Source organism: Marinactinospora rubrisoli, from assembly GCF_042664915.1.
Lineage (GTDB): Bacteria > Actinomycetota > Actinomycetes > Streptosporangiales > Streptosporangiaceae > Marinitenerispora > Marinitenerispora rubrisoli.
In genome coordinates this window covers 251840-267821 of the sequence record NZ_JBHTBH010000003.1, presented here as the reverse complement: position 1 = coordinate 267821, position 15982 = coordinate 251840, and the positions used below count along the sequence as shown (strand labels likewise).

Annotated in this window: 13 protein-coding genes; 6 read left to right on the top strand and 7 right to left on the bottom strand. The window is 73.4% G+C overall.

Annotated features, from left to right (window positions below):
• The first annotated feature begins 20 nt into the window (after positions 1–20).
• Entirely contained in the window at positions 21–683 is a 663-nt protein-coding gene (locus ACFQRF_RS07985; protein WP_379870108.1) for a response regulator, read from the top strand.
• Between the two features lie 30 nt (positions 684–713).
• Here the strand turns inward: ACFQRF_RS07985 and ACFQRF_RS07980 are convergent, their stop codons facing one another.
• A complete protein-coding gene (locus ACFQRF_RS07980; RefSeq protein ID WP_379870423.1) occupies positions 714–1220 on the bottom strand; it encodes a DinB family protein in 507 nt (168 codons plus the stop codon).
• Between the two features lie 174 nt (positions 1221–1394).
• Here ACFQRF_RS07980 and ACFQRF_RS07975 point away from each other — a divergent pair, with 174 nt between their 5' ends.
• Positions 1395–2243, top strand: a complete 849-nt coding sequence (locus ACFQRF_RS07975) for an alpha/beta hydrolase (protein ID WP_379870106.1) — start codon at positions 1395–1397, stop codon at positions 2241–2243.
• Positions 2244–2340: 97 nt separating this feature from the next.
• Complete coding sequence (locus tag ACFQRF_RS07970; protein WP_379870104.1) at positions 2341–3636, top strand: acyltransferase family protein; 1296 nt, start codon at positions 2341–2343, stop codon at positions 3634–3636.
• Positions 3637–3697: 61 nt separating this feature from the next.
• On the opposite strand, the gene ACFQRF_RS07965 is transcribed toward ACFQRF_RS07970, so the two are convergent.
• Both ACFQRF_RS07965 and ACFQRF_RS07960 read right to left on the bottom strand, forming a co-directional pair.
• Positions 3698–4111 (bottom strand): hypothetical protein, encoded by a 414-nt coding sequence (locus ACFQRF_RS07965; protein ID WP_379870103.1) that lies wholly within the window; start codon positions 4109–4111, stop codon positions 3698–3700.
• Between the two features lie 387 nt (positions 4112–4498).
• A complete protein-coding gene (locus ACFQRF_RS07960) occupies positions 4499–7879 on the bottom strand; it encodes an ATP-dependent helicase (protein WP_379870101.1) in 3381 nt (1126 codons plus the stop codon).
• A 567-nt stretch (positions 7880–8446) separates the two neighbouring features.
• Between ACFQRF_RS07960 and ACFQRF_RS07955 the strand changes: the two genes are divergently transcribed.
• A complete protein-coding gene (locus ACFQRF_RS07955; protein WP_379870100.1) occupies positions 8447–9109 on the top strand; it encodes a class I SAM-dependent methyltransferase in 663 nt (220 codons plus the stop codon).
• Between the two features lie 29 nt (positions 9110–9138).
• Here the strand turns inward: ACFQRF_RS07955 and ACFQRF_RS07950 are convergent, their stop codons facing one another.
• The 4 genes from ACFQRF_RS07950 to moeZ all read right to left on the bottom strand — a co-directional run bounded on the left by ACFQRF_RS07950 (position 9139) and on the right by moeZ (position 14567).
• The gene (locus tag ACFQRF_RS07950) at positions 9139–12312 is read right to left on the bottom strand and encodes an ATP-dependent helicase (protein WP_379870098.1); all 3174 of its coding nucleotides are present in this window, start codon (positions 12310–12312) and stop codon (positions 9139–9141) included.
• Between the two features lie 114 nt (positions 12313–12426).
• Positions 12427–12747: an MGMT family protein gene (locus tag ACFQRF_RS07945; protein ID WP_379870096.1), complete on the bottom strand. Its 321-nt coding sequence runs from the start codon at positions 12745–12747 to the stop codon at positions 12427–12429.
• Positions 12748–12890: 143 nt separating this feature from the next.
• Positions 12891–13244, bottom strand: a complete 354-nt coding sequence (locus ACFQRF_RS07940) for an SPW repeat domain-containing protein (RefSeq protein WP_379870095.1) — start codon at positions 13242–13244, stop codon at positions 12891–12893.
• Positions 13245–13406: 162 nt separating this feature from the next.
• A complete protein-coding gene (moeZ, locus tag ACFQRF_RS07935; protein ID WP_379870093.1) occupies positions 13407–14567 on the bottom strand; it encodes an adenylyltransferase/sulfurtransferase MoeZ in 1161 nt (386 codons plus the stop codon).
• Between the two features lie 268 nt (positions 14568–14835).
• Here moeZ and ACFQRF_RS07930 point away from each other — a divergent pair, with 268 nt between their 5' ends.
• Positions 14836–15075: a hypothetical protein gene (locus ACFQRF_RS07930; protein ID WP_379870092.1), complete on the top strand. Its 240-nt coding sequence runs from the start codon at positions 14836–14838 to the stop codon at positions 15073–15075.
• Positions 15076–15275: 200 nt separating this feature from the next.
• Positions 15276–15899, top strand: coding sequence for a TetR/AcrR family transcriptional regulator (locus ACFQRF_RS07925; RefSeq protein ID WP_379870090.1), 624 nt, complete (start codon positions 15276–15278; stop codon positions 15897–15899).
• Positions 15900–15982 lie beyond the last annotated feature (83 nt).

The window sequence follows — 15982 nt, the reverse complement described above, 5'->3', positions numbered from 1 at the left end:
AAGGCCGTAAGCTGAGCGCCGTGCCCATCACCGTAGTTGTCGCCGACGACCAGGCCATGGTGCGCGACGGCATCGCCACCCTGCTGGACGCCGCCCCCGACATCAGCGTCGTCGGGCAGGCCGCCAACGGCCGTGAGGCGGTGGAGCTGGCGCGGCGGCACCGGCCCGACGTCGTGGTGATGGACGTGCGGATGCCGGTGCTCGACGGCCTCGCCGCGACCCAGGAGATCACCGCCGTCGACGGCGATCCGGCCACCGGTACCCGTGTCCTCGTCCTCACGACCTTCGACCTGGATGAGTACGTCTACGAGGCGCTGGGGGCCGGCGCGAGCGGGTTCCTGCTCAAGGACGCGCCGGTCGAGGACCTGCGCTCCGCCGTCCGGGTGGTGGCCGGGGGCGAGGCGCTGCTCGCGCCGTCGGTGACCAAGCGCCTGATCGCGGACATCGCGCGCCGCCGCCGCGAACGGATCCGGGCCCGCCCCGAGGCGTTCGCCGACCTCACACCACGGGAGGTGGACGTGCTCCGCCAGATCGCCCGCGGGCTGTCCAACTCCGAGATCGCCGAGGAGCTGTTCCTCGCGGAACAGACCGTGAAGACGCACGTCGGGCGCATCCTCACCAAGCTGGGGCTGCGGGACCGCACCCAGGCCGTGGTGTTCTGCTACGAGAACGGACTCGCCTGAGCCCGGCCCGGAATCCGGCCCGCCGAACGCTCAGACGCCGGTGCGGCCGTCGATCCGTTCCCTGATCAGGTCGGCGTGGCCGTTATGGCGCGCGTACTCCTCGATCAGGTGCAGGTAGATCCAGCGCAGGCTGATGTCGGCGCCGAGTTCCGGGAGCGGCACGGTGTCGTCCAGCGACAGCTTGGCGGCGTTCTCGGCGCCAACGGCGATCTCCGCCCGCCAGACGGCGAGCGCCTCATCGATACCGTCCGCGCCGGCGAGGTCGAATCCGCCGTCGATCCCGCTCAGGTCACGCCCATGGATCGGGGCGATCTCCACACCGAGCAGAATCCGGCGGAACCAGTTGCGCTCCACTTCGGCCATGTGGCGCACCAGGCCGAGCAGGGTGATCCGGGACGGCGGTACCGCGGCCTCGCGCAACTGCGCGTCGTCCAGCCCGGCGCACTTCATGGCGAGGGTGCCGCGCTGGAACTCGAGCCACCCCTCCAGCATGGTGCGCTCGTCGGCGATGGTCGGAGGGAGCGGGCGATCACTCATCGTCATGACCGACATTGTGCCCGGGCCCAGTGACAGGGACCCACGGGAGCGGCGAGCGCGACACGTCACCCGCCTCCCCGGTTCCACCGCACAGCGGTCGCTCCCCGGAGCCAGGGCCGGAACCACTCCCAAGAGCGACGACCGGGCGGTAGCGCGCTTTCTAACGTTCCCGCCATGGCTCGACTCACCAGAACACTTGCCGTGCCGGCGCTGCTGGCCGCGATGCTCGGCACGGCCGGCCCGGCCGCCGCCGAGGCGGTACCAGGCCCGCTGGACTACACGGCCGTGCCGTCCGGTGGCCGTCAGGTGCTGGCCGAGGACCCGGCCGGCTCCGGACGGATCGTCGAGCTACTGGGCGACCTCGCGACGGCGGAGCACGTCGCGATCGTCGTCCCGGGCAGTGGCCAGCACCTCGGCAACTTCCGGAACGACCCCGAGCACCCCGGCACCGTCCCGGTCAGCAACGGCGAGAATCTGCTCGCCGAGGCACAGCGCCAGCGCCCGGACGCCCGGGTCGCGGTGATCGTGTGGCTGGGGTACCTGCCCCCGCAGTCGCTCAACCTCGCGGCGGTCACCAGCGGCAGGGCCCGCGAAGGCGCCACCGAACTCGCCCGCTTCGTCCGCCTCGTCCGCGGCCGGGCGCCCGAGGGCGTCCACGTGACGCTGGTCTGCCACAGCTACGGCTCCGTGGTGGGCGGCCTCGCCGTCCGGCAGCCGGGGGTGGCCGACGACGTGGTGGCGCTGGCCAGTCCCGGCATGGGTGTCGACACCGCCGACCGCCTGCACGCCCGTGTCTGGGCCACCCGCGCGGCCGACGACTGGATCCGCTTCGTCCCCCACATCCGGCTGGGTCCGGTCGGCCACGGCGCCGATCCCGTCGCTCCCGGTTTCGGCGCCCGCGTCTTCGCCGCGACCGGGGCGCACGGCCACGAACAGTACTACCGGCCGGGGGGCGCCACACTGACCAACACGGCGCGGATCGTCCTCGGCGACCACGACGACGTTCCGGTGCGCGCCGCGTGACCCCTGGCCGGGGTGTCGCGCCCGGCCGCCTGGGTCGAGAAGTGATGCTTGTGCCGACCGAAGTGCGCCCGGTCCGCCACCGGGTACGGACGGGAGCATGCGCGAGGACCACGCACGGATCGAACGCGGCCGGGCCCAAGGGCCGTGGCGGTCCCGGCTGGGGCGGCTCGGACGCGGGCTCCGAGGCGCCGTCGAACGTGTGGAACGTGCCACGCCTCCTGACCGGGAGCGGGCGATCGACGGTCTGCGCGCGCTCGCCATCTGCGGAGTCGTCCTCGGCCACTGGCTCGTGACGGCGCTGGTGGTCTGGGCCGACGGTGGGCTGCGCGTCTCCAGCTCGCTGCGGGACATGCCCGCTTTCGCCCCGCTGAGCTGGGTGCTGCAGATGCTCGGACTGTTCTTCCTGGTCGGCGGCTACGTCGCCGCCCGTGGGCTGGAACGCGCCCGGGCACGCGGCGAGGGCGACGCCGCGTGGCTGCGTCGCCGGCTGGTGCGCCTGGTCCGGCCCGTGCTGCTGGCGGCGGCGGTGTGGGGGCTGCTGGTGGTCGCGCTGCCGCCACTCGGCGTCCCGGCCGCGACCGTGCGCAGCGGCGCGGTGCTGACCGTGCAGCCCATGTGGTTCATCGCGGTGTACGTGGCGGTGACCGCGCTGACCGGCTACGCGATCGCGGCGGACGCCCGGTTCGGGGTCCTGGCCGCCGTTCCCCCGCTGGCCTTCGTCGCCGTCGTGGACCTGCTCCGGTACGGACCGTGGCACGCGGCGGTCCCGGACGGGATCGGCCTGCTCAACGCGTTGCCGGTCTGGCTCTTCGCCTACCAGCTCGGCGTCTCGTGGGCGCGCGGCGGGCTCACCCGGCCGGTCGCGCTCACGCTGCTGCTCTTCGGCACGGTCGGCTTCGCCGTGCTGGTCGGCCCGTTGGGTTACCCCGCCAGCGCCGTCGGAATCCCGGGGGCCGGACGCAGCAACTCGCACCCGCCGTCGCTGTTCGTCCCCATGCTGGCCATGACGCAGATCGGCGCGGCGGTGCTGCTCCGCGACCGCCTGGAACGTGCGTTGCGGCGCCCGATCCTCTGGACGATGGTCGCCGCCCTGAACGTCGGCGCGCTGACGATCTTCTGCTGGCACCAGACGGCACTCGTCGCGGTCAGCGCACTCGGCGTCCTGCTCGGCCCGGTCGTGCCCGGCCTGACCTCCACCGCGCTGGACCCGAGCTGGATACCGGCTCGTCTGCTGTGGCTGCCGGCGTTCGCGGCGGCGCTGGCCGTGCTTCTCGTGGCACTGCGCAGGTTCGAGAGCCCGTGGGACCGCCCCGCGCTGGCGTCTCCCTGGACCCGCGGCCTCGCGGTACTCCTCGCCTCGGGGTACGTCGGGTATCTGGTGTTCGTCGCCTGATGCGGAGGCCGGTCGGCGTCGAGTTCGGCGGCCATGGCCGAGGCGCCGGCGCCCCCGAATATCATGTGCGCTTCTTGCGGTAGGTGTTGCGTTTGCGCAGCTGGTCGGCGATGTCCCCGCGCCGCCGCACCTTGGTGTTGCCGCGGAGGGCGTGGCCTTCCTTCGGGACCAGGAGGCCCTGGCTGAAGTTCGCGTAGATCGTGCCCTTGGCCAGGCCGGACTCCTGCACGATGGTGGGCCGGTCGATGAGCTCGTCGGGGTCGCGGGTGAAGATCGGTGCTTCGGGAGGCCGGGTCAGCCGGCGTCCCTCGATCCATGCCTCGACCTGGCGGGCGAGGTAGAGCTTGGCGTTGCCCTTACGGCCGACCGACTCCGGCCAGGTCGGGTCCTGGGTCCAGCGCGTGGACACGGTCCACCAGGAGACGCTGTAGCGCTCGGCGATCTCTTCCACGGTGACGGTCTCCTCGGCTACCATCCGGCTCGGAATTCCTTTCTTGGATTTCTGGTGTGGGGGTCGGCGCTCTGTCAACCTCAGGCTCGCCGGAGGGATGCGCCGGCCCCGTCTGCCTTCCTGACCTTGGCGCGTTACCGCAATTCATCGCATTTTCCGGCATTCGAGGTGATTGAGCGCCTGCTGCGGGGCGTCGAGCCGCGTACCGCACAACGCCTCGCGCATGGCTCCGGCCGGCAGCGCGCCGCGCGGCTCGTCCCTCACAGCGTCCGCGTGACGCCATCGACAGCGCCGCTTCGGCGCCGAGGCAGCGTCGTGTCCTGACCCGAACGGGCGCCGCTCGGCCGCGGGTATCCCCCGGCCGCGCGCGATACGAGTTGTCGGTTGTCGGCGGGGGGCGTCCATCCCCCGTCACTCCGCCTCGGGCACTCGTTCCACCAGCGCGGCCAGGCCGGCCGCGTCCAGCAGGTCGGCGGGGCGGATGGTGATGTCGGCCCGCACGTAGTGGAAGGCGGCGCGGACGTTCCGCAGCGGGACACCGGCCAGTTCGGCCCATGCGATCCGGTACGCGGCCAGTTGCACGGCCACCGCCCGGCGTTCCCGTTCGGTGGCCGGGGGTCGGCCGGTCTTCCAGTCGACGACGTCGTAATGGCCGTGCTCGCGGTCGTGGAAGACCGCGTCCATCCGACCGCGCACCAGACGGTCGCCGATGATGGTCTCGAACGGTACCTCCACGTCCAGCGGAGTGCGCCCGCCCCACTCGCTGGCCTCGAACAGGCGGCGCAGCTCCGCGAGGTCCTCGTCGGGGCCCGCCTCGTCGTCGGCGGCGCCGGGTAGTTCGTCGGGCGCGAGCAGGCTCTGCTGGCCGTACCGTTGCTCCAGCCACGCGTGAAAGGCGGTGCCCCGGCGGGTGTGCGGCGCGGGCGGGCGCGGCAGGGGGCGGCGGATCTGCCGTGCGAGCGCGGCGGGGTCGCGCGCGAGGGTCACCAGCGATGAGACCGTGAGGTGCGCGGGCAACTCCACGGGGATCGCCCCGTCGGCGTCCGGTGGTCCGTCGCGGTGTGCGAGTAGCAGGTCGGTGTCGCGCTGCCAGCCGGACAGCCGCCGCCGCATCGCGGGCGGCATGTCGGCGCGGTCGAGTAACGCCAGCCACTCCGCGGCGGCGCCGTCCCGGGCGCGCCGCACGAGGTCGGCCCCGTTGCGGATCCGCCGCTCCCGTTCCGCGGCCTCCCCCTCCTGGTCGCCGGACGGCGGCCACGGGACCGGCTCGACCTCGACCAGCCGCGGGTTGGCCGCACCCTCGTCCGGCGGCGGCGCCCACTCCGCGACCCGTCCGGCGCCGGCCTCGCACGCCGTCCGGATCTCCTCCAGGAACGGCGACGGCCCGCGCCGCCCCTGCGCGGTACCGCCCCACCAGTGACCGGTGCACAGCAACGCGTAGGAGGCCCGTGTCACGGCCACGTAGGCCAGTCGCCGTTCCTCCATCCGGTGCCGCTCCTGGTCCGCCTCGATGAACCGCGCGATGTCCGCCTTACCGACGTCGGTCAGTTTGGGCAGTCCGGCCGCGTCGCCGCGCAGCGGGAACGGCAGCTTCTGTTCGTGCTTCAGCCAGGCGCCGGAGTCGCGCGCGTTCGTGGGGAACAGTGGCGACCGTCCTCCGCACAGTCCGGGCACCACCACCAGCGGCCACTGCAGCCCCTTGGAGGCGTGCACCGTCATCAGCTTGACGGTGTCGCTGCCGCCGACCCGTTCGCCCGGTTCCAGGCCGTTCTCGGCGTCCTCCGCGGAGCGCAGGTAGCTGAGGAACGTTCCGAGCGTCGGATCGTCGCTATTGCCGACGAATCGGACCGCCGCGTCGACGAACGCGTCCAGGTCCGCGCGGGCGGCGACCGGGTCGCGTCCCGGGCGGGCGGCCACCTCGATGTCCAGCCCGAGCGCGCGCTCCACCTCGGTGACGAGGTCGGGCAGCGGCTGGCCGACCAGCCGGCGCAGGGCCCGCAGCTCCTCGGAGAGCCGGGTCAGCCGGGCGTGGCCGGTCGCGGAGTAGCGCTCCGCCGGGCCGAGGTCGTCCAGGGCGTCCACGAGGCTGCCGTTCTCGGCCGTGAGATCCAGGACCGTCTGCCGCAGCAGGTCCGTCGTCCCATCGTCGGCCCCCGCGGCGGGGCCGGTCGGTTCTCCGGACGGTTCGCCCGCGCCGGACGGCGCGGTGCGCAGGTCGCGGCGGGTCCGTTCGGCGAGCTCCTTCGCGCGGTCCCCGAGCGCGACGAGATCACGGGGGCCGAGCCGCCATCGGGGGCCGGTGAGCAGCCGGGCCAGCTCGTTGCCGGCCGCGGGGTCGTGCAGCACCCGCAGGGTGGCCACGATGTCGCGGACCTCGGGCACCGTCATGAGCCCGCCCAGCCCGACGACCTCCACCGGGATGTTCCGCGCCTCCAGCGCGGCGCGCAGCACCGGGAACTGCGCGCGCTTACGGCACAGGATCGCGACGTCGCCCGGGGTGATCCGGCCGCCGCCCTCACCGGGCGGCCAGGGAGCGCCGTCCGGGGCGAGGTGTTCGGGCTGGGCGAGGACCGTCTCGACCGTGCGGGCGATCCATTCGGCCTCGGCGACGTCGGTCTCGAAGAGCCCGCAGGCCACCGCGCCGCGCCCCCGGCGGGCCGGTCCGGGATGCAGCACCGGGACGTCGGCGGCCTCGGCGCGCAGCGGCTCGGAGACGTGCCGCGCCACCCGCAGGATGCGTTCGCCGTTGCGGAAGCTCGTGGCGAGCTGACGCACCCGCGCCGCGCGTCCGGGCGCCTCGGGAAAGTCGGTGGGGAAACTCGTGAGGTTGCCGGAGCTGGCTCCGCGCCAGCCGTAGATGGACTGGCACGGGTCGCCGACCGCCGTCACCGGGTGGCCGCCGCCGAACAGCGAGCGGAGCAGCACCAACTGGGCGTGACTGGTGTCCTGGTACTCGTCCAGCAGCACGACGTGGAACCGGCTGCGCTCCACCATGCCGACCTCGGGGTGGCGCTCGGCGATCCGCGCCGCGAGCACCACCTGGTCGCTGTAATCCATCACCTCGCGGGCGGCCTTCGCGGCCGCGTACCGCTCGACCAGCGGAAGCAGCTGCTCACGCCTGCGCTGCACGGCGAGGAGCCGGCGGGTGTCCGCCGTGGGCCGGCGTGGCAGGTCGGCCGCGCGGGCGCGCAGCCAGTCGCCGACGCCGCGCACGTCGTCGGGGGTGCGCAGGTGCTCGGCCAGCTCGCCGGCCAGGGTGAGCAGCCGGGCGGTGACGGTGCCGGGGCCGACGTCGATGTCGTCCATCGGCCCGTCGTAGGTGCTGACGACCCGGCCGGCCAGCTGCCAGGACTGCGCCTCGCTGATCAGGCGGGTGGACGGTTCGATCGCCTCGCGCAGCGCGTGGTCGGCGACCAGGCGGGCGGCGTAGGAGTTGTACGTGGAGACGGTGGGTTCGCCGTCGAGCACCTCGGCCGGGACCTGCTCGGTGGCCCGGAGCTGGTCGAGCCGGCGGCGCACTCGTTCGGCGAGTTCGGCGGCGGCCTTGCGCGTGAAGGTCAGCCCGAGCACGTGCTCCGGGCGCACCAGCCCGTTGGCGACCAGCCACACCACCCGGCCGGCCATGGTCTCGCTCTTGCCCGATCCGGCACCGGCGACGACCACGCCGGGACCGAGCGGCGCGGAGATGACCTCGGCCTGCTCGGCGGTCGGCTCCGGCTGCCCGAGCATGCGCGCGAGCTCGGCGGGCGTGAACACGTGGGCCGAGGGAGGGCGAGGAGGTGCGGTGGTCATGGTCGTCGGGGTCCATCCGGGGGGTCGGTACCGACACGCGGTGGGGCGACAGGGCGTCCGAAACCGCGTGCGGCAGTCATGTATCGGCGGACCTGTGTGGGGCAGGCCGCCCATTCCTTCGCTGGGAACTCACGGTGGCCAGGGCCGGGCCGTTGACCTCCACGCGGTTTCCGCCGCCGCTGTAGCCGCTCTTGCCCGGCGCCGCTCTCTCGTTGTTCCTCGGGTCGGTCACGGACCTTCGTGATGAGATCGGCCCCGCCTCGGCGCGCCGCTCCACAGCACCGCCCGTCTCCCACGGCCGTTCATCCGCCAGCACCATCCGAGCGTACTCGGGCGTCCGGAACGGTCCTCCGGGAGGCGCAACGACTCGTCGTCACCCGAGCCGCTCTCGCCCGCTCCGCGTCGGGGTCGTTGCCGGAGTCCGAGGGAACGCGTCCTGCCTGCTCGGCCCCGGCCACGGGCGACGCGGCCCTCCCGAGGTCCCGGACGACGCGACGCATCCGGCGCCGGTACGTCGTCGGCGCTCAGTGGGGAGTCGTACGACGGCACCGAGGCTAGCCTTCCGGCATGGCTCTCCTCGCCCATCTCGAACGTTTCAACCAGCGGCACCCGTGGAGTCACAACGACTTCTACGGCCGCTGGGTGGCCGGCCAGGTCGCCGCCAGCGGGGCGCGGCACGTCCTCGACATCGGGTGCGGCACCGGCAACCTGGTCGAGCTGCTCCGGCACCGGGCCACGTCCGTCACCGGCCTGGAACCGGATCCGGCCACGGCGCGGGTCGCGGCGGACCGGTTCTCGGACACCGACACGGTGGTGATCGAGCGGGCGGCCTTCGCGGAACACGCCCGGCAGCGCAGGTGGGACGCCATCACCCTCGTCGCGGTCCTGCATCACCTCCCGCTGGCCGAGACCCTGCGGGAGCTGCGCGGATGCCTGACCCCGGGCGGGCGGCTCGTCATCGTCGGGTGCTACCGGGAGGCGAGCCCGGGCGACCACCTCACCGCGGCCCTCGCCGCGCTGGCCAACCCGATCATGGGCCTGGTCAAGCACCCGGCGCGGGCGCGGGCGCTCCCGGTCCACATGACCGCGCCGACCGCCGTGGCGCGCGAGACACTGGCCGAGATCCGTGCCGTCGCCGCAACCGAGCTTCCCGGTGCGCGGATCCGGCGCCGGCTCTTCTGGCGGTACTCCCTCGTCTACGACGCGCCGGCGCACCCGGGCCCGGCCTGACCGGTGCCCGGCCGCCGAGGCACGGAGTGTCACACCCGCCCGCCCTCCTCGTGCGCCGGGCAGCTGGACCGGACCGGGCAGGTACGGCATCCGTCGTTGCGCACGGCCGCGAACGTGTTCCCCGCCATCCCGGTCGCGACCGTGCGTACGAGGCGGTCCGCCCACTCCGGGTCGCGGTCGTCGCCGAGCGCGGGCTGCTCCTGCACGCGGACCTTCGCCGAGTACGCCGCGGCGCCGACCTGCACGAGCTCGGCGCCGCCGGGCTCCAGCAGGCCGTACCGCTCGAAGGCGGACCGGAGCACGGCGAGCTGGTAGACGCCCAGCTGGGGGTGGCGGGCCAGCTCGTCGGCGGCCGGCCGGGACGAACCGGTCTTGATGTCGACCACCACGGCCCGCCCGGCGCCGTCCCGTTCCAGCCGGTCCACCCGGCCGGTGATCTCGATGCCGCCGATGTCGACCCGGAACCCCTCCTCGGTGACGACCAGTTCCCGATCGTTCCCCTCGTGCCAGTCGATGAGCTTGCGCACCATCGCCTCCGCGCGCTCCCGCTCCTTCTCCGCGTACCAGGGGCCGCCGAAGTCCAGCTCGGTCCAGATCTCGTCCATCCGGCGTTCGATGTCGGGCAGTTCGGCGCCTTCGGCCACCAGCACGGCGAGCGCGTGCACGATACTCCCGATGGCCGAGGCCAGCTCGGCCGAACGCGCCCCGACCGCCACCTCCAGCAGCCAGCGCAACTGGCAGCTGCCGAACTTCTCCACTTGCGACGGCGACACCCGGATCCGGTCCTCCTCGCCGACCAGCGGCTCGTCGGTGGAGTACGGGGTGAGCGCGTACCACTCGTCCGGGTCGGCACCGCGCACGCCCTCGTCCGCCAGCCGGGCCAGGTGCGCGGCGGCGGCACGGCGCAGTGGCTCGGGGCGGTCCGGGTCGGTGACCACCGAACGCAGGTCGGCGACCAGCGCGGGCAGCGACAGCCAGCGCCGCCCGGTGGCCACCCGCTCCGGCTCGCCCAGACCCAGCTCGCCGATGAACCGGGACGGGCGTTCCTCGGTGTCCTCGCCGCCCACGGCGGTGACGACCAGCGAGCGGCGGGCGCGCGTGATCGCCACATAGAACAGCCGCCGCTCCTCGTCCAGCAGCCGTGAGGCCACCGCGGCGCCCGTGCTCTCGGCGAACCCGGCCACGGTGTCCACCAGGTGCTCCACTCCCAGCAGGGAGCCGCGCAGCCGGAGGTCGGGCCAGTCGCCCTCCTGGACCCCGGCGACCACCACCAGGTCCCACTCCAGCCCCTTGGACCGGTGCGCGGTGAGGATGCGCACGGCATCACCCTGCGGCGCCTGCTCGGCCAGCGTGTCGGCGGGGATCTCCTGCGCCTCCAGGTCGTCGAGGAACCCCTCGGGGACGCCGGGCGGCAGCCGGTCGCAGTAGCGGGCCGCGCTCTCGAACAGCGCGACGACGGAGTCCAGGTCCCGGTCGGCCGCCGCCCCGCGCCGGCCGCCCGCCAGGCTGGCCCGCGAGAGCCGGTCGGCCAGGCCGCTCGCCTGCCACACCTCCCACAGCACCTCCTCGGCGGAGGCGCCCGCCGCGGCCCGGTCCCGCACCAGGGCCAGGTAGCGGGCGACGCGCTCGGCGGGGCCGCGCACCTCCGGCGTGACCATGGCGAGGTCGCGCGGATCGCGCAGCGCCTCGGCGACCAGCGTCGCGGAGGGCCGCCGCCCGCCGGAGTCCAGCTCCAGCTGCCGCAGCGCCCGGCCGAGCCGGCGCAGCAGCACGGCGTCGGCGTCGCCGAACGGGCTGGTCAGCAGCTCGTGCGCGGCGGCGTCGTCCAGGGTCTCGGGGTGCAGCGCGCAACGCAGCAACAGCAGCAGTGGGCGCACCAGCGGCTCAGCGGCCAGCGGGAGTTCGTCACCGCCGACCACGACGGGCACGCCCGCTGCGGCCAGGGCGCGCCGCAGCACCGGGATCTGGCGGGTGGCGGAGCGCACCAGCACGGCCATGCGCGACCAGGGGACCCCGTCGAGGAGGTGCGCCCGGCGCAGCGTGTCGGCGATGACCGCGGCCTCCTGGGTGCTGCTCTCGGCGAGCAGCGCCCGCACCGCTCCGGCCGGCGCGTCCGGCAGCGGCGTGAGCACGCGGTGCGCGTTGACCGCCCGCCCGCCCGGAGCCTTTCCCGCTCCGCCGCCGCTCGGGCTGGGCGCCGCGGGCAGCCGCTGGGCGAGCCGGCGGGAGGCGTCGAGCAGCGCCGGGCCGCTGCGCCGGCACACCCGCAGGGCGACCACCGGAGCGGGCCGGCCGTCGACGGCGGGGAATCGGGCGGGGAAGTCCAGGATGCCCCGCACGTCGGCGCCGCGGAACCCGTAGATGGACTGGTCGGGGTCGCCCACGACGACCAGGTCGCGGCCGTCACCGGCCAGCGCCCGCAGCAGTTCCTCCTGGGCGGGGTCGGTGTCCTGGTACTCGTCCACGAACACCACCTCCCGGGCGGCCCGTTCGCGGGCCTGGATGCCGGGGTCGGCGAGCAGGTTCGCGGCGATCCGCACCAGTTCGGCGTAGTTGAAGGTGGGGACCGGCGCGATGTCGAACCGCCCGGTGTAGCGGTCGAGGAACCCGCCCGCGGCCGTCCAGTCGTCACGCCCCAGGTCCCGGCCGAGCGCCGCGAGTGCCCCGGCGTCCAGCCCGCGTTCTTCGGCGCGCATCAGGAAGTCCCGCAGTTCCTCGGCGAATCCGCGGGTGGCCAGGGCGGGCCGCAGCCGCTCCGGCCACGTCCGCGCGCCGTCGGCCAGTTCCCCCGCGAGCAGTTCGCGGATCTCCATCAACTGCTCGGGCCCGGACAGCAGCCGCGGCGGCAGGTCTCCGGAACGCTGGAACTCCCGCCGGATGAGCGCGTAGGCGTAGCTGTGGAAGGTGAGGGCGAGCGGTTCCCGGGTGGTGCGGCGCAGCCGCGCGGTGATGCGCTCGCGCAGCTCCTGCGCGGCCTTGCGGCTGAAGGTGAGCACCAGGACCCGGGACGGGTCGACCCCGCGGCGCTCGATGCGGTCGACCACGGCCTCGACGATGGTCGTCGTCTTGCCGGTGCCCGGCCCGGCGAGCACGAGCATCGGACCGCCGGCGTGCGCGACGACGCGGCGCTGGTTCTCGTCCAGCTCCGGCGCGGACACCGCTCGCCGCACGCGGCGAACGAGGCGGTACGGGGATGAGCTCACCCGACCTAGTTCATCAGACGTTCGGGACACGCGGCGCACGGGAGGGCCGGGCGCCGGAGCGGGCGTTCGACCTGCGGCGTCCCGGTCCGGCGGGCCGGCGGAGCCCGCGGCCGGTCAGCCGGCCGCCGAACCGTCCCAGCGGGCGCGGCGCATGTCGACCCGGTGTGATCCCGGCCGCAGCGGGGTCCCCTCGGCCGCATGATGGGCGCGAGCGCGCACCTCCAGCCCCGGTGCCACCGTGCCGTCGGCTCGGATCACCCGCCACCACGGCACGCCACCGCCCCACGCCGCCATGACGGCGCCCACCTGGCGCGGCCCGCCTTCGCCGAGGTACTCGGCGACGTCGCCATAGGACATGACCCGCCCGGGCGGGATCCGCTCCACGACGTCGAGGACCCGTTCGGCGTAGTCGCTGGGATGGGCGTCGGGCTGCATGCCCTCACCCTAGGGCGATCGCCGCCGCCCCTGGTGCCCGCTCGGCGCCGCGACCCGGCCCGCGCACACGACGGCGGCCGGCCCGTCGGCGCGGGCCGGCCGCCCTTGTCGTCCCGTGTCGCCGGCCGGGTGGCCGGGCGCGCTCAGTGCGGGACGGTCCGGTGGTGTGCGGCGTTGCTCATCGGCAGGCCGATGGCGCCCACGACGGCGATGACCAGGCCGACGATCCAGGCGGTCCACGCCGCCGCCGCGTGCCCGGCGAAGCCCAGCGCCCACGGGGTGATGAACATCAGTACCCCGAGGACGAGCGTGGCGGCTTCGGTGGCGATGACTCCGGGGCGGGTGATCGACATCACCGCGGCGAGCACCGTGAGGATGCCGAGCACGAACATGGCGGCCATGCCGTATCCGAGCATGCCGTGCCACAGCCAGCTGATCATCGCGGCGACTCCCGCGAGCAGAGCCACCCAGTCTTCCCAACGCCCTTTGATCTTCATCCCGCACCTCCCGGATGAGGGCTCAGAACTACTCGATACTTACCCAAACCGGGCGGCGTCCCAATCCTGGGTCAGATCCGGGTCAGAACCGCCGGGCGCGGAACGCGAACGGGGCCGTCGCGGACGTCACCGCGGCGGCCCCGGTGGGCACGACCGGCCCGATCAGTAGGCGGGCAGGCTCGGGTCGACCTGGTTCACCCAGGCGAGGACACCGCCGCCCACGTGCACCGCATTGGCGAACCCGGCGCCCTTGAGCGCGGCCAGCGCCTCGGCGGAGCGGCCGCCGGACTTGCAGTGCAGCACGATCTTCTTGTCCTGCGGCAGCTTGCCGAACGCCTCGCCGTTGAGGAACTCGCCCTTGGGGATGAGGACCGAGCCCGGGATGCTGACGATCTCGTACTCGTTCTTCTCGCGGACGTCCACCAGGTAGAAGTCCTCGCCGCGGTCCATCATGTCCTTCAGCTCACGCGCGGTGATGGTGGACCCGGCGGCGGCCTCCTGGGCCTCCTGCGAGACCGTGCCGCAGAACGCCTCGTAGTCGATGAGCTCGGTGATGGGCTCCGCCTCGGGGTCCTTGCGCACCTTCACGGTCCGCCAGGTCATCTCCAGTGCGTCGTAGATCATCAGCCGGCCGACCAGGGTCTCCCCGATGCCGGTGATGAGCTTGATGGCCTCGTTCACCATGACCGACCCGATGGCGGCGCACAGCACACCGAGCACACCGCCCTCGGCGCACGACGGCACCATGCCGGGCGGCGGCGGCTCGGGGTAGAGGTCGCGGTAGTTCGGCCCGTACTCGTTCCAGAAGACGCTGACCTGGCCGTCGAACCGGTAGATCGACCCCCACACGTACGGCTTGTTCAGCAGCACGGCGGCGTCGTTGACCAGGTAGCGGGTGGCGAAGTTGTCGGTGCCGTCCAGAATGAGGTCGTACCCGCGGAAGATCTCCAGCGCGTTGGAAGAGTCGAGCTGCTCCTTGTGCAGGACGACGTTGACGTAGGGGTTGACCTCTTCGATGCTCTCCCGGGCGGACTCCGCCTTGGGCTTGCCGACGTCGCTCTGCCCGTGGATCACCTGGCGCTGCAGGTTCGACTCGTCGACGACGTCGAAATCGACGATGCCGAGCGTGCCGACCCCGGCGGCGGCCAGGTACAGCAGCGCGGGCGACCCGAGCCCGCCGGCGCCGACCACCAGGACCTTGGCGTTCTTCAGGCGCTTCTGGCCGTCCATGCCCACGTCGGGGATGATGAGGTGACGAGAGTAGCGGCGTACCTCGTCCACAGTCAGCTCGTCGGCTGGTTCAACCAGCGGCGGCAGCGACACAGCGGCTCCTCAGACTGTTGACAGTGTCAGCGTGGGCTCTCGGCGACGGGGTCACCCCGCGGGTGGGACCAGCCGGGAACTCGGCTGAGCATCGGTCTTGCTCCCATTCCAACCTACGCGGTCGGGTTTCGCATTCCCATTCCGGGATACGGATGCCGACGGCCGCCCGACCGCGCCGCCCACCCGACCGCACGGCCGCGGCCGGTCCGGACGGCCACATGGCCGAGTAGCGTGGAAGGCGACGAGCGACATCGGGAGGTGTTCAGCCGTGGCGACCGACCCGAAGCGAGTGGAGACCGAGCCCGCGGACCCCGAACTCCAGGAGGAGTCCTCGGTCGAGTCTCCCGAGGCCGACACCGCGGAGCAGCGCGCCGCGGTCCTGAACCGGCCGGAGGAACCCGCCGGGGGTCCCGACATCGAGCAGGGGGTGGAGCTGCCGGAGGCCGACGCCGTCGAGCAGTCCGTCGAGGTCGAGACCGATGCCGGCGAGGAGGAGTACCGCCAGTGACGCCGGCGCCGCGGGGCACCTGAACCGCCCGGCGACCGCGGAACGGGAATCGCGCGCCGATCCCGCCTGCCGCCAACCTACGGACGAGTAAGATTGTGTGGCACATGCCGGGTTTCCGACCGGTTCGACCGTCCCCCGGCACGTTTCGGCTTCACTGGATCACGTGGTCGCCGACCGCGTGAAGTTCGGAGGGTGTGGGTGTGACAGCTCCTTCAGACGCCCGTCCGCGCGGGACACGGCTGCCGCGCCTGGCCCGCCGCCGCCAGTTGCTGGCCGCGGCCCAGGAGGTCTTCGTCGCGCAGGGCTACCACGCGGCGGCCATGGACGAGATCGCGGACCGGGCCGGGGTGAGCAAGCCCGTGCTCTACCAGCACTTCCCCGGCAAGCTCGACCTCTACCTCGCGCTCCTGGACCAGCACACCGAGATCCTGGTCGAGAAGCAGCGCGCGGCACTGGAGTCGACCGACGACAACCGCCAGCGTGTGGTGGCCAGCTTCCGGGCGTACTTCGACTTCGTGGCCGGTGAGGGTGAGGCTTTCCGGCTGGTCTTCGAGTCCGACCTGCGCAACCTGCCGGCGGTCCGCGAGAAGACCGAACAGACCCTGCGCCGGTGCGCCGATCTCATCGGCGAGGTGATCCGGCAGGACACCAGCATCTCTGATGACGAGGCGCACCTGCTCAGCATGGGGCTGGTCGGCATGGCCGAGACCAGTGCCCGGTACTGGCTGGGCAACTACGGCAGCATCCCCAAGGAGGCCGCCGAGCAGCTCATCGCCCGGCTGGCCTGGCGCGGCATCAGCGGCTGGGATCTCACCCGCGGCTGACGTCCCGGCGCCGACGGCGTTCGGCGCTCCGACGGTTCGATCTCCCCTCCCCCGGGTACCCCCGCACAATGAGCGGCTTATGT